This is a genomic window from Acetobacterium sp. UBA5834 (assembly GCF_002435675.1).
GTDB lineage: Bacteria > Bacillota > Clostridia > Eubacteriales > Eubacteriaceae > Acetobacterium > Acetobacterium wieringae.
In genome coordinates this window covers 1-23,041 of sequence record NZ_DJGY01000022.1, presented here as the reverse complement: position 1 = coordinate 23,041, position 23,041 = coordinate 1, and the positions used below count along the sequence as shown (strand labels likewise).

The following is a 23,041-nucleotide window of genomic DNA, read 5'->3' as shown; positions in this document are numbered from 1 at the left end:
GTTGTTGCTTATCACCGTCAAACCCTCTATTTATCAACGTTTTCCAACTGACAACAACTTCTTTCATAAAGGCGCTGCTTGCCGTAGATGGGACGCTTTCTGACTTTTCCGGTTTTTACCCAACCATCCACCTTTGCCATCAACGCCGCTATCGCATAGGAATCGGATGGTTTTAGATCAGAAAGACCCCGCCCGAAGCATTCGCACCAAATTTCTGCATTACTGACCGTCTGACGTTCCACCGTTCCTAACGGGCTTGTTGGTGCGTTCGTTTCGGCCAGATAATTTCTGCGGGCATACGCATCCATGCTTTCCCAGCTTTCTGGCAGCAGCGTATCGAGGTATTCCTCCACCATGCCCTGGCGCTCGTCCACTTCCATGGCATCACGCTGGGCTTCTTCAGAAGCACGTAGCATCTCGCCCTCAAGAAACAGTTTCTCGCCGCTTTGATAATAGTGCTTTGCCTCAGACCAGATCTGGTCCCGTTCGACTTCTGAGAAATTCCAGGTCTTAATCTGCTCTTTACGGTTGCACTTCACCACCCAGAAACGGCGATTACCGGTAATATCGCGCAGATAGCCACGCTCTCCGTTGACGGATGCGATAATAATACACTGCCTTGGATGGCTCTCCACGGTTCTACCATAGCTGGGCCGATACTTGTCATCGGTTGTCGAAAGGAAGGCTTTGACTCTTTCAATATCTGCTTTTTTCATCCCAGCCAGTTCGCCAATTTCGACAATCCAGAAGCCCTGCAGTTTTTCAGCCCCGGATTTATCATTCATATCGGTGAGTGACAGCGTATCCGAATAATATTCTTCGCCCACCAGATCTTTAAAGAATGTACTTTTGCCGATCCCCTGGTCGCCGTCGAGGACAGGAATGCAGTCAAATTTTGTGCCGGGTTTATAGATTCGCGCCACCGCCCCTGCAAATGTCTTGCGGGTAACTGCCCGGATATATGGGGTGTCTGCCGCATCAAAATATCGGATCAGCAGATTCTCCAATCGTTTCGTTCCATCCCATTGCGGGAGTTTATCAAGGTAGTCACGGATGGGGTGGAAATGCCGGTCATCGGCAACCTTCACAAAACTGACATCGTGGTTTCTGCTTGAAAACGAAACATAGCGTACATCAATTAAAGCTTTTAGCTGCGCTGTATCTGCATCCCTCCAGAATGGATTTCCGCTTGGTCGATCCCATGGAACAGCTCCGGTAATCTGGATCCTATTGGCCATTTCGTTAAATGCAAAATTTGAAAAATCAGGGTCATTATTGAGAATCAGCACTTCATTCCAGACGCTATTATCCAGCACACTGCTTTTGGGCTGGTATTTTAGTCGGGTTGTCCAGTCATCCGTGTCGGCAAAATCTTCCTCCAGCAACGCTTCCCGCGCTTTTGAAAGTTCCGATTTCACTGCATCATCGGCCACCGCAAACTCAGCCATTAGGCGGAAGGACTTCTTTTCATCGGCATCACTGAATTTATGAATGCGCACCAGGTCAAAGGCATTGAGTTCCTTTTCGCTGGCTGGATCGGTGCTGTGGTGGGAATAAGCAAATTTATCATCGTACACCACCACCCCGGCACTGCTGTCAGCTGGGATATAATCATACCGGCCCGGCACCGCTGACGCTTCATAGACATCACCAAGAAATGTCTCAATGGCCTCCTGGATGCTATAAGCCCGGCAGAAGGCTCCGACCACACCGGCTTTTTCAAGCGGATCCTGCTGGCGACGCTGCTTGTGATCGGAAGCCCTGCTTTCCCGTGAAGAGGTTGGCAGTAGCGAACAGTCACGCCAGTTGGGGCGGGAGCTGAGAAATTTGTCCGGATCAAGCCACTCCCCGTCGATGCGCTTAAAAATATACTCTCCGTTTGACGGGGTGGTGGGCCAATACATCAGCTGATGGGGACGATAGGAACATTCATCAAAACAGTCCATGTTCCACTCTTCGGCAAAATATCTGGCAATGGCCGTGTATTCATCCGGCGTTACATCCCGGGTCATGGGAATAATAATCCGGATTCTTGGTGCTTCCGGGGTATGACCATGGGTGGTATAAAGACAGGCGGTATATTTGCACAACATCTCAAAGCGCTCAATAAAGTCTTTATCCGCATGGTCGGCATCATGGGTCAGCATCGACCGACAGGCTACCGAATCCCGTTTACGGCTGCCGTTTTTAAGGCTGCCGCCGACAAAGCCGCCCTTGTCCTTGGTCCTATCCCGTTCAGTCTTGGGGAGTTTCGGGTATTCTTCCACCGTTTCCGAGGTACGCACGGTATGCTCCAATCTTTGGCATAAATCATCAAAGGGTATTTTCTTGTTTGACCATTTTTTCGCATAGCAGCTGTTGCCGTATGCGATTGGCAACTCACGCATTCTGCTGTCCTCCCTTCGCTTTCCGCCCAAACCATCTGATTTTCTGGTTGCGTTTTGTAGCCACCGCAATCTCCTGTTCCATCCCCTTTGTGACCTGACTGCTAAACACCCATAATTCATCACACTTGCCCAGCAGCACGTAATTCATAAACATTGCCATATCCCGCTCCACCGGGTTATCATCATCCATAAACTGTGGAAACAACAGATGGGGTGCCAGGGGAATGCAGTTTCTCTCTAGGGCAAATCGGCAAAATTGTCGGGCGTTCTTGACATTTTGATCCACATCGCCAGAGTACGGCGAACAGACATATACCAGCGGTTTATAGTCGGATCCCTTTTTAGGATCTTCTGATTTCATAACATTGCTCAGTGCGTCATAGGCAGTTGGGTCATAATAGCCCTCGCCGTTTTTCTTACTGATGCTCATCGCAACCACCGCTTAAATTTTCTGCCATCACAAGGGCTATAAAAAACTCAACTGAGAAAATGCCCAACTCATCGGTTTCAAGCCATAGCTGGCCATTCTCATCAATAAAACCTCTGACCATCGTCGCTTCAAGCTCTGCCGATTGCGTCAGCTTTAACGGTAACAACCAATCGAGCAATTCGGTTAGACCAGCTGCAATGCTCGTTTCAGACTGATTAACTGATTCTTTATTCATAAGCTTCCTCCATTTCCTGTTCAATCAGTGGGATGATACCGTCTGCTTTTAACAGATCATAGATGAATAATCGTCCCTTTTGGGTCCAGTAGGTGTGAGGCTTGATGTGCTGTTCCCCATCCGACCCGGCGTAATTGTGAGTTTTCGTGCTGGTGTAGCCTTTTTCAGCATATTTCTGATACAACAGCCAGATTTCGCCCTGTTTGAACTGAACTTTTTTGTCGTGAAGATAGCGGTTCATCCATCTGGCAGACTTACCAAAGTCTTTGGCAATGACTGATATTGTGATAAGATCTTTGCAGTTTAAAACCACATCATAGTAACTGACTTTCGGCTTCATTTCGATAATCTGCTGATTCTGGATGGCTACCGTATCTGCCAACTCTGTATTTTTAGATCGCATCAACGCCAGCTGGGAATCGGCAAATTGCAATGCCCTTGCCATAATCGCTTCCGGGCTATTCCAGGCTTTTTCCAGTTCCAGGAAATACTGGCGACATTTCCTGCCAATTGCACTGCGCTGAATCATACAGATTTCTTTGGCCATATCCAGTGTCAGCTGATGTTCGATGGCAGGTCTTCCACCATTACTTTCCGACAAAAATGTCGAAAAGTCTGAACCCTCGACAAAACCATAGTGACACATTCTTGGAAACCACTTATCATAGGGTGTTTTCACCTGTAGTGTCTGATGTAAATCCCGGCCGTTTACTGTGGGCCGCTCACTGTCAAAACTGATTTTGACTAATTCGTTCATCCGAATTACCTCCTGAAATAGAATAGACAGAGGTATCATCACCTCTGCCTATAAGCGAAGAATCCGCATCAATCGAACCCCCATGATTAAGAAATATTAATCTTTTTTATAAAAACTGCATTCATAACCCTCGGCATGGAGCAGCAGTCCCTTAGCCCAGGTCGGTGTTGTTGCCATTTGCTCACAGATGGCTAAAAGAGACATACGCATATCCGCCTCAATAATAATTTCATCATGGACATGGGCCACAATAAAACAATATCGGAGTCTTTTCATCGCTTCGGCCAAAATATCCCGGCTGATTGCCTGGACGATATTCTCAACAAACTTTGGCCCATAACTCTCAATCCGCTCCCACTTCTTTGTGCCACCCACCCCTTCATAGGTCACCGATTCCCCGCCAAAACGGTTCTCCCCAATCCGGGGTTTTACATAAGCCAGTTTTCTGCCGGAAGGAAGGGTGATAAACAAAAATCCACTCTGATAAGAAAAGTAAATACCGTGGGTTTCTGTTGGTATTTTTTGTTTGATACATTCTTTAACCGCTCGATCCACCGCCCACCAGAAACGGACGATGTTGGGATTGGCCTGACGCCAGGCATCCACCAGAGGTTTCAGCTCATTTTCCTGCATCCCAGATTCCAACGCTCCCATGGCCTTTAGAGCGCCTACTGATCCGCCATACCCACAGTTGTGGACGAGTTTCCCCGATACGGTAAAACGGTGATGTGGTCCGGCATTTCGTATGTCATAAAGTCGAGCCTTGCACTGATTAATCTCCAATTTTTTCTTTTTTCGAATACTGCTGTTTCTGCATCCTGGATTATTTCGTCCCTGCTTAATCCCACCGATAATTTGCGAACGACCACATTTCTTACATAAGGCCAATATTCCTGAGAAAAATGACTAAGCACTGTACATCTTTTGTTTCTGTTGTTTTCCAAATGTGTCACAAAACGAAGATTGCCCGATGCATAATCCAGATCGTTGTTGATCCGGTCGATTTCCAACTCTTTTGGTGGCAAGCCAAATGTTTTTATTAAATAAAGACCGGCTTCGGTAACACTTGTAAAAGCGAATTTTATTCCTCTCGCACCGTAATTGTGATAACCTCCATCGTTTGGATTTTCGCAACGTTGTTTTGCTGCCGCAAGTCTTCGATCCAACCAGAGCGGAATCTGCCTTGGCTGAGAACAACTTTGACATCCTTTTGATTTCCCGCTTTTTAAATTGCAATACTGTTGCCACTGAATGCTTCCGCAGCCGGTACACTGGGTCAGCACATAACAATAATTCATTTTTTTGTTCCATCGTTTCTCGGATGAAATAATCTTCACCCAACCGAATTGCTGTCCCACCATCTCCGGTTTGTATGAGATGTGCGCCGCTGGCGGCGGCGATTCCAAATTGTATCGGCTGCGATTGCCCCTCAACCCACACGAGGTGGTCTGCGGTTGCTGTAAGACCGTCATAGGTTATGACCTCTCTTTCTCCTTTGAAAACTACTCCTTCATGACTCACCCATTTTTTACCATCCCAAAGTTTATGATCGATTAAAATCTTTTCGATCGGCACCAGACCATCATTCGTTAAGACAAGTTGCCCTTCTGCAATACAGGCTAACTCGGCTTGCTTCCCTTTCTGCCGGAGATCACTATTTTCTCCATGTTTGACCACATTGCAGTGAAACATTTTACCTGCGGTTGCACAATAGATGTCCCCGTTATCTGCAAAAACATCCATCCGCCAGCTTTCACCCGCCAGCCAGGATAATACTCTCGCTTCAATCGCTGAGAAATCGGCAACAATAAACTTCATGCCATCTCTTGGGACAAAGGCGGTCCGAATCAGTTCTGATAGTACTTCCGGTACTGAATTATAAAGCATTGAAAGCGCATCCTCATTTCCGCTTCGAACCAGGGCTCGAGCCTGTTCCAAATCGGGGATGTGATTCTGGGGGAGATTCTGAAGCTGGATCAGGCGGCCCGCCCATCGTCCCGTCCGGTTAGCGCCATAGAATTGAAAGGTTCCGCGCACCCGGCCATCCTGACAAATCGCCTGGTCCATGGCCTGATATTTTTTCACCGAGGATTTAGCCAATTGCTGACGCAGCGAAAGCACCTCTGCCAGGTGTTCCGGAGCCGTTTTTAACATTTCAGCGACAGCTTTTTTTCCAAGTGTATCGGTTTCCAAACCGTTATCAGCCAGCCAATTTTTCATTTGCTGTACTGAATTGGGGTTATCCAGATTGGTGAGTTCTTGCATTTCTATTGTCAGTTTTTCTCGAGAAAGCTGATCAATCGCAATCGCCTGTTTGACAAATGACATATCAAGGGTAATACCCCGGTCATTGATTTCCTGATCAAGATGATACTCATCCCAGACAAAATCAGGCACAGGCGTCTTAGCCAGTTTTTTCTGGATAGCTATCTCAACCTCAACGTCCCGCTGATTATAACTTTTAAAGCGTTCCCATTTTTCGCTGTCATGCTCCGGCATATTGCGGATACGGCCTCCATTAGCTTTGGTGCTTTTGCATGGCATACAAAAATACCGGATCAGATCTTTTCCTTCCTTCAGCTTCTGATCTTCCAGGCCCAGTACCGCACCAACCCCTTCAAGCGACAGTGGCAGCCCCATATAGGCCGACCAGACCATCGTACATCGCCATGCCGACGGATCCAGATAACCGCTGACTGTATCGGATACAATACTGTAACTACAAAAATCCTGGGGATAATTCCGTCTCAGCCATACCGACAGGCAGACCCGCTCGAACTGACTATTGAAGGCCCATTTGATCACGGTGTCATCCACCAGTGCGGCAATCACTTGTGGGGGTATCGCTTCACCACTGGCCAGATCAATCACCTGGGTCTCGCCGCCACCCATCGCATAGCCGAAAAGCAGAATGTCAAAATTAGGTGACTCTGAATATTTGTATACACCACCTTTTGACAAGTCCACATCAGAGAACGACTCAATATCAATTGATAAATTTTTCATTTCCAAATCTCCATCCTTTTATAAACAAAGGCGGCTGGGATTAATCCCACTGCCGCCTGGTGATGTTTTTTGCTACTGGTTTTGCTGTTCTTTCTTCTTTTTTCCTTCGGAACGGATATCGTCACGAATGAAGGTTAGAAACATATACGCACTGCCGCTCATATAAATAACGGCGAGTCCCACCAATAGAACTGTTAAAATCTGATTAACCATTGTTTTACCTGCTTTCTATATTTGTTTTTGCTGACCAATTTCACCATACTGATTATTTATCCGTTTTAGGCCAGGAAGTCATCATCGTCTTCGGTTGCGAAATCGTCCTCAGCACGTGCTTTTCCACCCAGATTTTCTCCATCCTTAATCTTCTGCAGGTTGTTTAAGTTGCAGGCAATGCCTTTATTTCCGTTGGTATTGAATGCATAGAAACTAATACTGGCCCGCCCATAAACGCCACTATAGACTTCAGATCGGTCGATGATTTCCTGGCGATCAGCATCAACAATGCCGGGAGCAGTGGTACTGTTGGCATTGAGGAAATAGCAGTTTTCATAGGCGGGGTCATTGGATCTTTCTTCATTGCCTCGTCGCAGTGGTTTTTTTAACACTGATAATGCTGGAACGCTTTTCCCTGTACCTTTTAGTTTAGATTCGCCTTCTTTATAAGCTGCTTCAATTGCAGCTTTGATTTTTGTCACGGTTTTTGTATCGGACTCCGGAATGATGAGACTGACACTGTATTTCGGGGTTCCGCCATTAATGCTCTTTGGCTCCCAGACGTTCACATAACTCCAGCGGGTGTCGGGTCCGGTAATTACCTTCATGGGATTTGCATTTTTTACATTTGACATAAGTTTTCTCCTATTCTTCTATAAAATCATTTTTGGCTGTATTCATTGCCGGTCGATTGTCGCTCTCCGGCACGAGTGTTGGTTTGCCCTGGGGTCGGCAGATGAGTTGGCCGAGGACTTCTTCAAATCGTTTCTTGCCAAGTATCGATGTCATTGCGGTTATACCCAGCAGTTTCTGTTCATAGGGGTTAACCCCAGCTGCAGCAACAGCATCCGCAACTGCCGTTTCATCAATATACTTGCGGTTGGCTCGGCCTTCGACCAGTTTCCATCCTGCCCACTCTTTACCAGAAATCGCTGCTTGTAGGGCAAACGCCTTGACGTCCGATGCCCAGGACACCAGATCATCCACTTTTAGTAGAATCGCTTCAATTTCATCATCTTCCAGGGTGGAAGGCATCGCAAAATCATAACGGGCAAGCTCCAGGTTGCATTCGGCACGTTTTCTGCAGGTCGCTTTTGCCTTACAGAAATAACAGTGTTCTCCAGATTCAAAATCCCCTTCACCTGCATAGGCAAGCCGGGCTGCTGGAGCGAGAACATCGTCAGCCCACTGCAATAGTTCGGCTTTCGACAACGTATAGGTGCTGATATTTTCCCGCCTTGGCTGGAAAATTATGATATTAATTGAGCTAATATCGTATATGCCATCAAGCATCTCAACTGCCCCAAGTGAATAACAAAGCATTTGTGGATTTTTCTCGGCTTCCACCAGGATTCCTTTCCCGTGCTTATAGTCAATTACGGACAGTGTACCATCAGCAATAATGACACAGTCTCCAGTGCCGAATCCAGCCTTAACCCACCTGCTAAAATCCAATCGTTGTTCAATTAATACCACCGGATCAGCACAGGTTTCTTTGGCTTTAGCCACCTGCTCCATCACATAGAGGGCATAATTTTCGGCACAGTTTTCCATCTCCTCATCGTAAAAAGAAAGATCTCCCGATGGATCTGTTGTTTCCATGCCAAGCATCGCTTCCAGTTTAAACTGGCAAAGGCTGTGAGCTTCGCTTCCCTGTTTTGCATAGTCGCTGCCCTTATCTTCGAAATTTTCACAGAGTCTGGCAGATGGCGGGCATCGGATCCAGCGATGGCTTGATGAAGCTGATAATAAGGCATGGCTCCGTTCAACAGTTTGTGTCCCTTTGCCAATAATCACTTGCTGCTTTTTCATTACCACATCTCCGCATCTTTTAGCAGTGCCGGATATTTTTCCGGATCGATCTCCGACAGCTTGGATGCCCCGTACTTCGTCAGCAGTTCTCTTACCGATGCAGTATGGCCCATGCGGGATTTATCAGCAAGTACAGCTCTCACATCTTCCAGTTTGATTTCTGCCGCTTCTTCAAGCTTCGCAACGATCGGTTCTTCCGCAGGAACAGTTTGACTTGCCACTTCAACTGGCTCATTTTCTAGCATCGCATCAGCAACTGCCTGCAGGCTGTCAGCCAGGGATCGGACATCGGAAATAACGTCAAGCAGTAGTTTTGTTCGACTCATGGCCTTTACCTCCAATCTGATGGATTTCCACCGTTTCAACAGAGTCTCCGGGAGTGAGTACCAGCACATTTACTTTTTCGCCAAACAAAAATGTCAGCAATTTGTTTCGAACCTGCATTGACCCACTTTTAATAACGGAAGATGTTCTGCCGTCTGGTTGTGCAATACTAATTGACACTTTGTGTTTCAGACTCATTATTTTGTCGCTCCTTTCCGGGAATGTTAATCATTCCTCTGTCCATATGCGAAAATCTGGGGGGATTCGAACCCCCTTTTTCAGATTTTTTTGCGGAGATTGTTAAATATCTTTTTCAGCCTGTTTCGAATCGCTGCTTCACTGACACCTTCTTCGGCTGCGATATCCACGTACGTGCAGCCTTCATAAAACACTTTTTGAATTAAAGCTTTCTGCTGCGGAAGGAGAGTTTCAATCGCTGATCTTAATTTTGCCAATCGATCCTCGTGCTCATCGGCATCAATTGACTGAATAAGGCACGCCAGCGGGTTTGGTTCCGTGTCAATCAGAAAGGGATTGCGGTCGGTGGCATCTTCATCACTTGCCACCTGGTATGATTCGAGATGGACTGGAGCATGGTAGTCTTCTCTGCGTTTCGCATCGACTTCCTGATCATCCCAATCGTGGAGCATATTAATCAGTGCATTGGTCACTCCATTTTCGCCGGGGTTTATTTCAATTTTTATCCCTCGGGCTGGGTAATAGGTGTAGCTGGGCCGATTCTTCTCTGGGGTTTTAAACTTTCTCATAAAGTTCCTTGCCTTTCCCCTGGATGGTTTGGGCGACAAGGAAACAAAAAGAGCCAATGCACTGATACACACCGACTCCAATACCTAAAAATGGCATAATAAAGCACGGTGGGTACATCAGTAGCTTGTCCACAGCTAAGCTGTGTTCAAGACTCTTGATGTATCCCGCCGCCCTAATGCGCATCTCAGGCTTTGAGATAATTTTTTATGAGAAGATTCAATCTCCGGATTTTTTCGTTCAAGACAAAATTTAACTTGTCGAACTATTTATTATCATTTCGAGTGTAAATTTCTGTAGTTTCGAATTTTTTTATTTTTTTGTGATATAATAGTATCTAAAATGTGTCAATTTACACTTTTTCATTCGATAAAATAAAAAATCCTCAGAGGTTTTTCTTCTCTAAGGATTAATTTATAGTTACTTAAGTTACTTGCAATAGTTACTGTCGCTTACTTCAGTTACTTTGCTTACTGATAACAGAAACGAGGGAGCATATGGCTAACGACTCTGTACCTTACCTTTGCGGTGGCATTTTTTTTGCCTTGTTGATACAGGTAAAATACGAGGGTACTGCTAGTGATAAGGTAAATAATCGATATAATGGAATTTCAGATCCTGTACTGATGGCAAACTTGATACGCGTTGTAACCGGAATACTCCCTGATTCAACCAGAGGTCCTTTTAGAAAATCTGTATCCGAGTACAGAAATTGTCTGATTAATGGTGGTAAAAATGTACCATTCGATCAAACTCCTGTTATTTTTGGTTTCGATGATAGCTTTAAGAACAGGTACATTTCTGTCCTTAATCGAATGATTGATCTTACAGACTCATGTATTTTTTCTGAGAATCCCGGGCGCATGGTCTGGCTTGTTAAATCACTGCTGGCTGTAATCGAAAAAGATTCCTCAATCGCAGACTCTGATGTATTCTACATTTATAAAAATGAAATTGCCATGACCAAGGCTGAGATCATTAATTGTACTGCCTTTGAATTACAGCCTTTCCTGCTTGGTGTCCTACATTATCTAATTACTAGGCCCACCAAAAACAAACACGGCAAACCTACTTATGATGCCTTTTACCCTACCCGTGATACCTATTTAGTAGGCACCTTTGATGACGGCATTATTTCAGACATTGAACGCCGTATCTCAGTCACTAATCTGCAAAAAGAAAAAGAGCCTGTTGCAGATACGCAACAGACTCAAACCGATTTTTCAACTCCAGATATGGATGCGATTGACGATGAAAGAGCCGACACTTCCTCTACAAAAATTGTAAATCAGTATATCAATAACCCCACCGTTGTGAATCAATACGGGGAGAATAATATTCATATTGATTATGTAGAAAATCTGAAAATATGATGGGAGTAATTTGAATGAAGAATGAATTAGAAAACTTCACTGCCACTAAGGCAGCTTCTACTGTGGTAAATCAAACCGGTGAAAAAAACGTTCATGTCGATTATGCAAAAAATGTTACCCAGCAAATAATTTTAAACTTCCCTTATGTACAGCAACTACCAGGCGGAATGTTAAAACCAACCTCTCGAAAAATCAATCAAAACTTCTATAACCTTTTCGTAATCGGTGGTGAAATCTTCGAACAAAATCACTTTGTCATTTCAAGCGAGCGATCACTTTGTCGTGGCTACTCATCAGAAGATTTGCGAAACCAATATGCATCGCTTTCAGCACAAGCCATCCAGGAAATTAAAACCTTCCCTTCGCTTTTTATGCCAGAGGCAGATAATTATAACGCTAAAGCAGGCGATGAACAACAAGCCATATTTGGTTTTGTTGATGATGTCCGTAAACAGGATAATGGGATTAAAATCAAATGCCAACTCGTATGGCCAATACCAATGCAACAAATCAGTGACATTGGTTTTAACCTTGGTATGAAAGATATGGATAGGGCCATCACTGAAATGAACCATACCCACTGGGCAATTAAACGTATCAATCTGATCGAGGAACTAACCGATGCCAATATCAGTCTGATGGGCCTAAATCAATAAGGAGGACTTTATGCGGGAAAAAATGCCTTCCGAAATTACGGAGCTTTTACTTAATGATACGACCTATAAAGGTTGCTGTGTTTCGATTCAGCCCACGCTTGTAAATTTTTTCTTTGGCAACAACGGAACTGGAAAATCGACCATTGGCAAAGCAATAAAAATTGACAATGGTGTATGCTGGAAGCCTGGTAAATCTGCATCTGATTATACCGTCCAAGTATACAACCAGGATTTCATCAATGCCAACTTTCATACTTACCATAATTTGCCGGGAGTTTTTACGGTTAATGAAATAAACTTTCTTACCCAACAACAAGTTGAGGAAAAAACTGCTGAAAAAATTAAATCCTCTGCCGCTTTCAATAAAGCGATTGAAGATGAAACCCAAAAAAAAGCTGATTTAGAGCAGGTTTTTATTAACTTTCAAAAATCCTGTTGGGATAAAACCTCCGATTTACGTACTACTTTCAAAAAAGCACTATCTGGTAAAATGAAAGCGAAACTTTTTGCTGAGGCAGTACTTGAAATAAAGAATAAGAAAGATCACAACCTGGAAACTCTTAAACGTTTATATGATACAACCTATTCAGCGGATGCAAAAAAATATAATTTGTTCAATCCAATAGCAGACCCGGCCATTCTTGATAACCTTTCAGGAAGGCACATTCTTACTGAATCTATCGTAAGTAGTTCAGATACACCGTTTGCCCAGTTTGTCAAAGCAATCAATGCGACAACCTGGGTCCAACAAGGCCATGAAATTTATAATTCCCCTCCAGACGACAAGTGCCCTTATTGTCAGCAAAAATTACCAGATAGCTTTGAAGAGGATATTAAGGCCTGTTTTGACACACAATATCAAGACTCGATCAAAACCGTTTCTGATTTTCACACCGCATACAGGAATGAAGCCAACACGCTATTTATACCTTTGCAATCAATACCTCAGGAAATATACCCCGAAATTGACCTTACCGTTTACAATGATAAGCTGGCTGCCCTGAAAGGTTTAATTGCCTCAAATATTCAACTCATTGATGAAAAAAAATCTGATCCTTCAAAAGTTGTCGAAATTGAGGACACTACCACGCTGCTCCAGGAAATTTCTCAGATTATTACTGGATTTAATAATCTAATCAATGAGAATAACTCAGTCTTTGCTGAAAAACCAAAGAAGCAAGCGGAGTGCAAAACCTTTGTGTGGGAATTGATTGCCTTTATTCTTAAGGATGAAATTGCACACTATACCGCCAGTAAACGCACCCTAGAAAAAGAAATCCAATCCCTTACTGCCGAGATTTTAAAGCACCAGGCAACTGTTGTCAGTCTTGGTAAGGAAATTGCGGAACTTAACAAAAATATCGTAAACACCCTTACGACCATTGATAATGTTAATACTTTGCTTCGAGATTCCGGCTTTCAGGGATTCAGCCTAAGGGAAAAAGAAGACACCCCTAATGTTTATGAAGTGATTCGCCCCGATGAATCTATTGCTGAAAACCTCAGCGAAGGCGAGCGGAATTTCATTGCTTTCCTCTACTTCTATCATCTTGTCAAAGGCAGTGAAAGCGCTGACGGTGGCCAACTTGATCGCATTGTGGTCATCGACGACCCGGTTTCCAGCATGGACAGTAGTTCTTTGTTCATCGTCAGTGCCTTAGTCCGTGAAATGATAGAAATCTGTGAAAACAATGCCGTAGGCGGTGATCCTGTCGCGAAGGGTAGATTTATCAAGCAGATTTTCATTCTCACTCATAATACCTATTTCCACCGCGAAATCACCTACAACAAAGTAAAGCACTATTTATATATCAACTTCTACCTGATCAGCAAAGTCGACAATAAATCGTCAATTCGTCTCTGTGCTAAAACGAACCCGGATGTTCAAACCGAGCGGATCAATTATAACCCGGTTCAAAACTCCTATGCTTCTTTGTGGCAGGAATATAAAATGGTCACCTCACCGATTCCACTGATGAACGTTATCCGCCGAATCCTGGAATATTATTTTCTGCAATTGTGTGGATATGACGGTGCCGTTCTTCGCAAAACTATTTTAAGTAATGATAATAAAAATAATTTCATTTCTGTTGATGCAAATGGTAAAGAAGATTATACCCAATATCAAATGGCTTCAGCAATGCTCTCCTACATCAGTGCAAATGCGCTCGGCTTCAACGACGGAATCAATTATGTCGATGAATGTATTGATATCAGGCAGAGCCGTGAAACCTTCAAGATGATCTTTGATCTGATGGATCAAGGTCAGCATTATAAAATGATGATGGGTGCATAGAAAAATTGAATTTTGGAGAGATTATAAAAAGCCAACCACTGGACCGCTGCAGGTAGTGTTCCAAAGCCTTGAGCCGCCATTCTGTGACTTTCATTAGCGGTTATTCCAGCATCACTATTATATAAACTGCTAAATCCGATAATTTAAAAAAGAATTAAAAAAATAGCCACATAACCCGTAAACCCTTTAAAATCAGGGTTTAAAAGGTTATGTGGCACTTGTTTCACGCTTTTCGGGTTATCCCCAAGCGAATGTTTTGGTGAAATAGTGGCATATCGAAAAGTTTACCTTTCGAAGCTGTCTGCCGAGATCAAATCTTGACAGATCCCAAATTATATTATATCGATTCCAGAATTTCATTTTTCCAATTTGGATGGAATCCGGATAGAAAAATTATTTTGTCAAAATTCACAGATTTAAATTTCTCGCGATATATACTAAATAAAGTATCTATATTGTCAATAAAGCTTATATACTCTTCTTTCTGCGTAACCAATTTCAAAACAGCCACAAGAGCAAACAGGTCACTTTTTTCTATTTTTTCCTGATTGATCGCTTCAGATTTGAAATACTTTGTGAATAGGGTTGATTTAAGCTTTGTATTTAGTTTAAACAAAAATAGTATTTCTTCATGGGCGCATACATTCCTGAACAGATTAACGGCTTTTACTATTTGGGCCATTTCACTAGTGTCGACTTTCTCATTGGAATCATATTCTTTTTTGAAATCACTGCTAAATCCTTTAGCAATTTTCGCTCTTATTTTTTCGTCAATGGCCGAGTAAAAATATGACATATTCCCAATTGTTAGGCTATTTACTAGTACCCATAAAGGAACACATTTATGATTTTCAATGTAGTGGCTGATGTATACACTTTTTGCTCTACTGCCATTAGTATTCTTGTTCAACTCACTAGAGAGTACAGAGATATTTTTCAATACCTTAGTAAGGTCCTCTTTTTTCTGAGAATAGTTCCCTACGTTTAGATATGCATATGAGTCTCTATATTCATCTGAGAAATTGTATGCACACGATGTTTTGAAATGGGTTTCAAATTTCAGCAATACACCTAACAATAACATCCTCAGGTCCCTATCGTAACAATATAAGCTATATAGTTCTTCAAATCTACAACCTTCAACATATTCTTCCGGTTGAAGTAATGCCCCTCCAAGATCTCTTTTCAAAAATGGCTTTTTATATCCATTGACTACATTATAGTAGTTTTCTTTGGAAAGTATACTCTTCGCAAAATCGACATCATCTACAATGAGTTTTCTAGATTTAAGTTTTTCTACTTGCTCGTCTAAAGTATGAAATGGTTTCAAAACAACATCCCCTAAATGAAAATAGCCTCACCGCGGACGGTTAAGGCTTGATCTGTGTCTTTATTGTATCTCAACAACTGATAAAATACAATAACTTTTTTAAGAAACTTTTGAAATAATTCTTAATTAAAGAAAGGACAGCATTATGAGATGATGATGGAAGCATAGAGAAAACTGTCATATCCAGGGGCAGCTAAATAAATTAGCCACATAACCCATAAACCTTTTAATATCAAGGCTTTACGGTTATGTGGCGCTAATTTAATGTATCTACCCTATCAAACTATGGGATTTTTCACGTAAGACCCAGGCGCAGTTACCATTTCGAGAAGTGGTAAAGATCCAACCATCCTAGTGAGCGAAATTCAACTATTTCACGAGTTGCTTTGTGTAAGGTAGAAGTTTTTCTAGTTCATCAACAATACGCTTCTGTTCATTTAACGGAGGCAATGGAAGAATTGTGTTAGCAATGTCTCTCATAACCCAATTTTTATTACCCACGCCTCTGGTATTTTCCCTAGCTTGAATCTGTACAACAGGGGCTTTTATAGCATACATAAAATATTTATTAAAAATCAAATCTGTATTAAATTTTAAAAGTGCAACACTAACGAATAGACTGAACTCTTGATCGCTATCTACAATTACGGGTATCCCTGTAGTTCCTACTTTTGTTAAGAGAATATCATCTCTTTCAGGATTACACCTTTTATATAAAGAGTCATGTTCTTCTTGAGAGATAAATTTGGTATTGGAGAAATCCATCTTACCTCCACTTACATCTTTAACAGATATAAACGGAACTCCAGTAACAGTGTACTTAGGGGTGCTGTGGGTACCGTCAGTTAATTTATTTAGCAGATTACCCAACCTAACCCACTTCCAACTCTCCGGAATATCAAAAGGAATCTCATCCTCTGTAATCTCGGAAAGCGCCTTGGCTTTTTTAATCTTTCCTTCCTCAATCAGCTTTTTCTTCTCTTCTTGAATCTGCTGATAAAGTTCTTCTGCCGTTCCATCTTCTTTTCGCTGCTCAACCAGCTTGCCTTGGATAGCATATTGTAAAATCGACTTTTGCATATCTTCCGGGAACTTTTTATTCAGCTTCTCCACTTCAGAATAAGCTACATTGTATTTTTCGACATAAGGCATCAGCTCTTCGATCTTTGATACAATACGTTTTTGTTCCTCCAGTGGTGGGAGTGGGACTAAGTAATTTCTCAGAAATGTTAATGAAACAAATGATTGTACGCCACCAGCAGCTTTTCTTTTCATTCTTTCTTGTTCAAGCTGTAAAAAGTTAAGTAAATACTCCATATTGAACAACGCACTTTTTATTGGTTTAAATAATGCCATGTTCTTGATAGAGAATTCTCTGGTCTTTTTGACAAGCACAGGATTTCCAATTGAGCCGATCATTGCAAGTAGAATATCGCCATCATCAACACCTGATCGCATATTAATTTTTTTTGATTCTTCCAAGGATATTAACTTAACGTTATCAAAGTCAATCTCGCCTTGCTTTAAATTTTTGCTCGTCACTAAAGGAATACCGTTTGCAACATATTTGGGCGTATCATGCGTTCCGTCACGTACATCTATTATTTCAGATAACCTAACCCATTCCCATTTCTCTGGAATATCAAATGGAATCTCATCTTCCTTGATCGCTGGCAGAGCCTTCTGCTTTTTTATCTTACCTTCCAGAATCAGCTGTTTCTTCTCAACTGCTATCTTTTCTAATAATTCCTTAGCAGTACCTTCTTCTGCCCGCTGTTCGACCAGTTTCCCCTGTATCGCAAGTTGAAGAATACTGTTCTTTATGTCCTGGGCCTTCATTAATTACCACCAAGCATTGCAGTAATCTGTTCTAACACATGATCAATTTCATCATTCAGTGATGCCCGCTTTTCTTGATATACTTGAATCAAATCCATTGGCTCAAGGATCACTTCTTCTTCATGGGGAAATCCACAGAGATCGATGTTGTAGCATCTTTCAATGATTTCGCTGGTAGTATATCTCTTTGCCTTGGGGAAACCATCCACTTCGATTTCTTCCCGGTTATCCCACCACGCCAGGGCCGCACCAAAATGTTCCAGCTTCATCGGTCTGGTTTTGGAGAAGTTTTTATAGCCTTCCGGCATATCCATTCTGTAGAACCAGGTTTCTTTAGTCGGTTCGGTATTGTCAAAAAACAGGATATTGGTACGAATGGTTGTATAAGGGGCGAAAACGCTGTGTGGCATTCTCACTACGGTGTGAAGATTGAATTCACTGAATAACTTTTTCTTAATATTGAACTTCGCATTATCTGTTCCAAACAGGAAGCCATCGGGAATGATCACTGCGCATCTGCCATTTTTCTTAAGTCGATACATAATCACATTCATAAAAAGATCAGCCGTTTCGGAACTTCTGAGCTCCGTCGGGAAGTTTGACTTGACGCTGTCTTTCTCACTGCCGCCATAGGGTGGATTCATTAAAACCACATCGAATGGTTCCATCTTTCGCATATCTTTGTAGTCCATCTCCAGGGCATTACCGTGAAGGATATTGGGATCATCGAGATCATGAATCAGCATATTGGTGACACAAAGCATATGTGGCAGGGCCTTCTTTTCAATCCCATAAACAGATTTATTGTAGATTTCCCGGTTCTCAAGGGAATTCTCTACCTGAGTTTCCAGCTCCTTTAAAGCTGAAGTTAGAAACCCGCCGGTACCACAGGCGAAGTCGCCGATTTTTTCACCCAACACCGGCTTAACAACTTTCACCATAAAGTCTGTCACCGCTCTTGGGGTGTAAAACTCACCGGCATTACCGGCGCTTTGAAGATCCTTAAGGAAGGATTCATAGATGGACCCAAACTCATGGCGTTCCTTGTATTCGGTGAAGTCAATCTCATCAATGACATTGACCACTTGTCTTAAAAGAACACCGTCTTTCTGGTAGTTGTTGGCATCCTCAAAGGCATAACGGACAATGACTTGACTCATGGGGGTTTCTTCATCTATTTCCAGATTCTTCAGGGTTGGAAAAAGGGTGTTGTTGACAAAGTCCAGGAGCGCATCGCCCGTTAAGGCTTCGCCATCTTTTCTATCGACTGCCCAATCACGCCACTTGAGACCATCTGGGATAATTGACGTGTAATGATCATTATAAAGCTCCCATGCTTCTTCTTTTGCATCATATATTTTTAAGAATAGAATCCACACGATTTGTTCAATTCTCTGGGCGTCCCCGTTGACACCTGAGTCGTTTCGCATCACATCTTGAATTCTCTTTACAAAGTTACCAATTGCCATTTTATCTACCTGCCTTATCTATTTATGCGTAATATATCTCGTTTTCTAATTCCTGTACGGCCTTTTGATAGGCTTCTTTACCACCAAAGGCTTTGACAATTTTCATTGGACTGCCGATCTTAGCAAACTCTTCCAGTTGAAGTACCTTTGTTTCTTCAATCTCTTTAATGCCATCATTCGCATACTTATCAAGAAGTGCTGCAATCACTTGTTCTGCGACATCCGAATATTTGTATAGATAATGCCTTTTCTTCACATTCGCTGCCCGTTCTTGTTTTGTTAGTGGTTTTTTATCATAAGCAATGTGGCAGATTAGATCAAAGTCATCCAGCTCCGTTTTACCCAATTCCTGCCTTACGGCTTCAAGCAGCACACCATCATCTTGAAGTTCATCAATGATGGCTTGTTTTTTCTCGGCTGCTGTCCAGGTGCGAAGAAACTGATCCAAACGGGCATACTGCTGGAGGATGTTTTTCCTGGTGTAGTCAATCAGGCTTTCAGTAATGAGTTTCCCATCTTTATCGACGTACTGAATCCGTTCTGAAAGAACCTTAACAACAACATCGCCGACATAATATTTTCGCGGCTTATCCTCACCGTCATCATTAAAGGGCGGCGTATCGCCAGTGCCGTAGCCGGCATTATCTTCTTTAACACCATCGTTGCCGGTGTCTTGTCCAGTATCCTCTTCAGCTCCATCTTCTGTTCCCGGATCATCGACGGGATCATCCGAACCGAGGTCAATGACCACTTCCGGTTCGCCATCAAAGCCCGGATCAGCAAAGAGTCGGCTGGCATTACGGAAGTCCATGATGCTAAAGTAGGTCTTGCCATAGTCTTCTAAAAGGCGTGTGCCCCTACCGATGATCTGCTTAAATTCGGTCATGCTGTTGATGTTGTTTTCCAGCACGATCAGTTTACACATTTTGGCATCGACACCGGTAGTCATTAACTTACTCGTTATGGCGATGACCGGATAGGTGCTTTCTTCATCGATGAAATTCTCCAGCTGGGCCTTGCCGATATCATTATCCCCGGTAATGCGCATAATATAGCGGTCATTTTGGGCGTATAGATCTTTATTTTCATTGATTAGTGCTTGACGCATGCGTTCGGCGTGTTCAATGTCCACACAAAATACAATCGTCTTGCTGAACCGGTCTGTTTTTTTGAGAAATTCTGTGATTTTCGATGCGACCACGCGGGTACGGTCATCAATGACTAATTTTCGGTCAAAATCTTTGGCGTTGTATTCCCGGTCTTCAATCTCATAGCCATTCATATCCACTTTGCCTGCCTCTGGCCGATAGCCTTCAAGGTCACGATCCAGACCAATGCGGATCACTTTATAAGGAGCCAGGAAGCCATCATCAATGCCTTGTTTAAGGGAATATTCATAAATCGGCTCGCCAAAATAAGTGGAGCTCGATGCTTCTTTTGTTTCAACGGGTGTGGCAGTACAGCCCACATGGGTCGCTGATGAAAAGTAGTCCAGTATCTTGCGCCATGCGGATTCTTCTTTGGCGCTGCCGCGATGGCATTCATCAATCACGATCAGGTCAAAGAAGTTTGGCTTGAACTGCAAAAAAGCCTCTTCGCCGTCATCGCCGGCCAGCTGCTGATAAAGGGCCAGATAGATTTCATAGGAGCTGTCCAGGTTTCTATTTTGCACCTTGGTCATCTTGCCACCAAAAGGTTTGAAATCCCCAGAAATGGTCTGGTCAATCAGGACATTCCGGTCTGCCAGGAAAAGGATTTTTTTCTTAAGGCCGGACTTCCATAACCGGTAAATAATCTGAAAAGTCATATAGGTCTTCCCGGTTCCGGTGGCGCTGACCACCAGTATCCGTTCTCTCCCCTTGGCTACGGCATCTACGGTTCTGTTGATCGCTACCCGCTGGTAGTATCTTGGGGTTTTGTAATTTGGGATATAGTAATAAGGCTCAAGCATGACTTTTTCTTCTGCCATACTGATGCCTTTATCGATTCGATAACGCTTGTATAATTCCTCTGGTGACGGAAACGCTGCTAAATCAAGTTGTTTGACTTCACCGGTGATTAAGTTCTGTTCCACAAAGCCATCGCCATTGGATGCATAGACATAATCAATATCTAAGGCTTTGGCATAATCAATCGCCTGCTGAAGGCCAGCACCGACTGAATGATTATTGTCCTTGGCTTCCACAATGGCTAATGGAAAATTGTTCTTATAAAAAAGAACATAATCCGCCCGTTTCTGTTTGCCCCTGGCCGTGATATTGCCACGCAGGATAATCCTACCGGCGGTAAAGGCATACTCTAACCTTACTTGTTTTTTAATATCCCATCCAGCGTTAGTAATCGCTGGTGTTATGTATCTGGCTTTGATATCTTCTTCTGACAATTGTCTTTTCCCCATGAATTCAGTCCCCTTCATTTTATTTAAATGATGTCAATCGAATTTAAACTCCATGATATCACCGATATTACACTGGAGTCACTTGCAGATTTTATACAGACCCTCCATACTCACTGTTTTCCCTTTACTGAGGCGAGCGATAATATTATAAGTAATACCGGCTTTATCCTTTAAATCGGTTTTATTTATCTTCTTGTCGATCAAAAGTTACCACAATTTATCATAGCTAATGATCATATTAAGAAATTAATAATCTCAATTACTCGATATTTTTTATAATTTTTTCATTTCTAACTTTATATGTCTCCCAAAGAAAATGAACAGTTGTTACTGATGCACCAACCGCTAAGTGAGCGTATCTTGGCGGCAACGTCTTAAAATCCTTATTCTTACCATGCCCATCGCCATATAAATTTCTAAGTTCCGACATACCCTGTGAAATGTTGGAAAGGTTTCCCAAAATTTTGGTAGCAATTTCGTTGCCTTTGACTTCTTCGGGTATCTTCTTTGCATTTAGTTCTAAAGTATCACAGGTATATTTCATCAGCTGAATAACTGTAGATTCAGTTGCATAGCTTACCTCGCGTTGATCTAATATTGTTTTACAACAAATTTCTAATAACTCTTTTGCCTTACCAATTGCTGAATTAGGTGCCGTATTAATTAATTCATACATCAATGTAACTTGGCTGCTTACGTAATCGGAGTTAAATTCTGTTTTTATGTCTGAAATTTGCTTCTCCATTATTAGGTTATCATTAATCGACCGCCAACTATAAACCGACCTTCCAGATATTTTCTTTGTCTCATACAATTCATATCCATCATATCCAAGTAGTACATTGAACTTTTTTAGAAAAACTTCCCAAGGCTCTCTTTCATTTCTAACTGAAGGATGAAAAATTTCAGATATAAAATTAAGAAATATTGAGTCATCGCCATTAAGCAGTTCGAATCTTTCATCTTGAAATATCCAATTTATCTCATAGTCTTCATTATTTACTGTGTGTTGCCATATATCATCCTCAGCATTTGAAAATCTACTATCATATGATTCCATTTCATCTAAAGGATACAATCGCTTTAAAAATGCAATTTCATCAAGGCGACCATATAAATTCATTTCATATTTAGCTTCTTCATCCTTATAGAATTCTTTAAAGTCCGGATGAAAATCTTGAACGAGTACAGTTTCCTGAAAACCGTGAATCGTCAGATCAAAAATATCTCTTTTTGTAAGTTCTGAAATTCTCCTCATACATTATTCTCCCTTGGCAATGAAAGCGTTGATATTTCATTGTATACATCTAATAATACTACAAATACTATAACACAAAACCAACCGCAAATGAAGAAAACCTCACAATAATGTGAGAAGACAACTAAACTTCTTGATACCACTAAAAATATGAGAACATCGACACAGGTTTCAAACCCAATCATGAAGACATTTCTGTCCAAACAGAAAAAGCCACCTCATTACAAGGCGGCCTATATTGTATCAAAATCTATATTCATATTTGTAAAATCAATGCTGTCTACACAACCTATCCAAAAATAATCCCGTCAACTCAACCTGACCATTGATATTTTTTCGATTATCAATATTTAAAGGGATTCTGGCAGATTGGTTATATTCAAAAATCTTTAAACCCCGTAATTACCTATGTTTCGGGCTTTTCAGCGGTCTATTTCTAAACCCGTGACATCAATACGACCGTCTCAACGTGAAATTATTAGGCTTTTTCATA

20 protein-coding genes and 1 pseudogene are annotated in these 23,041 nt (G+C 42.3%); 3 read left to right on the top strand and 18 right to left on the bottom strand.

Annotated elements, in window-relative coordinates; genetic code table 11:
- Positions 1-26: 26 nt before the first annotated feature.
- From B3F51_RS04970 to B3F51_RS04915, 12 genes and pseudogenes are all read right to left on the bottom strand, one after another.
- Positions 27-2,387: a virulence-associated E family protein gene (locus B3F51_RS04970; RefSeq protein ID WP_286945802.1), complete on the bottom strand. Its 2,361-nt coding sequence runs from the start codon at positions 2,385-2,387 to the stop codon at positions 27-29.
- Positions 2,380-2,817 carry a DUF4406 domain-containing protein gene (locus tag B3F51_RS04965; protein ID WP_286945801.1) on the bottom strand — a complete coding sequence of 146 codons (438 nt, stop codon included), beginning with the start codon at positions 2,815-2,817 and terminating at the stop codon, positions 2,380-2,382. The genes B3F51_RS04970 and B3F51_RS04965 overlap by 8 nt, the downstream gene beginning before the upstream one ends.
- Complete coding sequence (locus B3F51_RS04960; RefSeq protein ID WP_286945799.1) at positions 2,804-3,052, bottom strand: hypothetical protein; 249 nt, start codon at positions 3,050-3,052, stop codon at positions 2,804-2,806. The genes B3F51_RS04965 and B3F51_RS04960 overlap by 14 nt, the downstream gene beginning before the upstream one ends.
- Positions 3,045-3,809, bottom strand: coding sequence for a phage antirepressor KilAC domain-containing protein (locus tag B3F51_RS04955; RefSeq protein ID WP_286945797.1), 765 nt, complete (start codon positions 3,807-3,809; stop codon positions 3,045-3,047). The genes B3F51_RS04960 and B3F51_RS04955 overlap by 8 nt, the downstream gene beginning before the upstream one ends.
- A gap of 96 nt (positions 3,810-3,905) precedes the next feature.
- Positions 3,906-4,496, bottom strand: a pseudogene (locus B3F51_RS04950) (hypothetical protein); the annotation flags it as partial.
- Positions 4,497-4,715: 219 nt separating this feature from the next.
- On the bottom strand, positions 4,716-6,815 hold the full coding sequence (locus B3F51_RS04945) for a DNA polymerase (RefSeq protein WP_286945795.1): 2,100 nt from the start codon (positions 6,813-6,815) through the stop codon (positions 4,716-4,718).
- A gap of 72 nt (positions 6,816-6,887) precedes the next feature.
- Positions 6,888-7,028, bottom strand: coding sequence for a hypothetical protein (locus tag B3F51_RS04940; RefSeq protein ID WP_286945793.1), 141 nt, complete (start codon positions 7,026-7,028; stop codon positions 6,888-6,890).
- Positions 7,029-7,093: 65 nt separating this feature from the next.
- The gene (locus B3F51_RS04935; RefSeq protein WP_286945791.1) at positions 7,094-7,663 is read right to left on the bottom strand and encodes a DUF2815 family protein; all 570 of its coding nucleotides are present in this window, start codon (positions 7,661-7,663) and stop codon (positions 7,094-7,096) included.
- Positions 7,664-7,673: 10 nt separating this feature from the next.
- Positions 7,674-8,840 (bottom strand): DUF2800 domain-containing protein, encoded by a 1,167-nt coding sequence (locus B3F51_RS04930; protein ID WP_286945790.1) that lies wholly within the window; start codon positions 8,838-8,840, stop codon positions 7,674-7,676.
- Positions 8,840-9,166 carry an rRNA biogenesis protein rrp5 gene (locus B3F51_RS04925; RefSeq protein WP_286945788.1) on the bottom strand — a complete coding sequence of 109 codons (327 nt, stop codon included), beginning with the start codon at positions 9,164-9,166 and terminating at the stop codon, positions 8,840-8,842. The genes B3F51_RS04930 and B3F51_RS04925 overlap by 1 nt, the downstream gene beginning before the upstream one ends.
- The gene (locus tag B3F51_RS04920) at positions 9,141-9,362 is read right to left on the bottom strand and encodes a hypothetical protein (RefSeq protein ID WP_286945786.1); all 222 of its coding nucleotides are present in this window, start codon (positions 9,360-9,362) and stop codon (positions 9,141-9,143) included. The genes B3F51_RS04925 and B3F51_RS04920 overlap by 26 nt, the downstream gene beginning before the upstream one ends.
- An 80-nt stretch (positions 9,363-9,442) precedes the next feature.
- Positions 9,443-9,931, bottom strand: coding sequence for an RNA polymerase sigma factor (locus tag B3F51_RS04915; RefSeq protein WP_286945783.1), 489 nt, complete (start codon positions 9,929-9,931; stop codon positions 9,443-9,445).
- 495 nt (positions 9,932-10,426) lie between these two features.
- Here B3F51_RS04915 and B3F51_RS04910 point away from each other — a divergent pair, with 495 nt between their 5' ends.
- From B3F51_RS04910 to B3F51_RS04900, 3 genes are read left to right on the top strand one after another with little or no spacing between them, the layout of a single operon-like run.
- The gene (locus B3F51_RS04910; RefSeq protein ID WP_286945782.1) at positions 10,427-11,302 is read left to right on the top strand and encodes a hypothetical protein; all 876 of its coding nucleotides are present in this window, start codon (positions 10,427-10,429) and stop codon (positions 11,300-11,302) included.
- 14 nt (positions 11,303-11,316) lie between these two features.
- Entirely contained in the window at positions 11,317-11,958 is a 642-nt protein-coding gene (locus tag B3F51_RS04905) for a hypothetical protein (RefSeq protein ID WP_286945780.1), read from the top strand.
- Positions 11,959-11,968: 10 nt separating this feature from the next.
- Positions 11,969-14,254 (top strand): AAA family ATPase, encoded by a 2,286-nt coding sequence (locus tag B3F51_RS04900; RefSeq protein ID WP_286945779.1) that lies wholly within the window; start codon positions 11,969-11,971, stop codon positions 14,252-14,254.
- Between the two features lie 337 nt (positions 14,255-14,591).
- Here B3F51_RS04900 and B3F51_RS04895 read toward each other — a convergent pair whose 3' ends face one another.
- The 6 genes from B3F51_RS04895 to B3F51_RS04870 all read right to left on the bottom strand — a co-directional run bounded on the left by B3F51_RS04895 (position 14,592) and on the right by B3F51_RS04870 (position 22,548).
- A complete protein-coding gene (locus B3F51_RS04895; protein ID WP_286945777.1) occupies positions 14,592-15,584 on the bottom strand; it encodes an Abi family protein in 993 nt (330 codons plus the stop codon).
- A 369-nt stretch (positions 15,585-15,953) separates the two neighbouring features.
- Positions 15,954-17,423, bottom strand: coding sequence for a restriction endonuclease subunit S (locus tag B3F51_RS04890; RefSeq protein WP_286945776.1), 1,470 nt, complete (start codon positions 17,421-17,423; stop codon positions 15,954-15,956).
- Complete coding sequence (locus B3F51_RS04885) at positions 17,423-18,892, bottom strand: HsdM family class I SAM-dependent methyltransferase (RefSeq protein ID WP_286945774.1); 1,470 nt, start codon at positions 18,890-18,892, stop codon at positions 17,423-17,425. The genes B3F51_RS04890 and B3F51_RS04885 overlap by 1 nt, the downstream gene beginning before the upstream one ends.
- A 22-nt stretch (positions 18,893-18,914) precedes the next feature.
- Positions 18,915-21,290 (bottom strand): EcoAI/FtnUII family type I restriction enzme subunit R, encoded by a 2,376-nt coding sequence (gene hsdR, locus B3F51_RS04880; protein WP_286945772.1) that lies wholly within the window; start codon positions 21,288-21,290, stop codon positions 18,915-18,917.
- Positions 21,291-21,368: 78 nt separating this feature from the next.
- Positions 21,369-21,494: a helix-turn-helix domain-containing protein gene (locus tag B3F51_RS04875; protein WP_286945771.1), complete on the bottom strand. Its 126-nt coding sequence runs from the start codon at positions 21,492-21,494 to the stop codon at positions 21,369-21,371.
- 55 nt (positions 21,495-21,549) lie between these two features.
- On the bottom strand, positions 21,550-22,548 hold the full coding sequence (locus tag B3F51_RS04870; protein ID WP_286945769.1) for an abortive infection family protein: 999 nt from the start codon (positions 22,546-22,548) through the stop codon (positions 21,550-21,552).
- Positions 22,549-23,041: the final 493 nt, after the last annotated feature.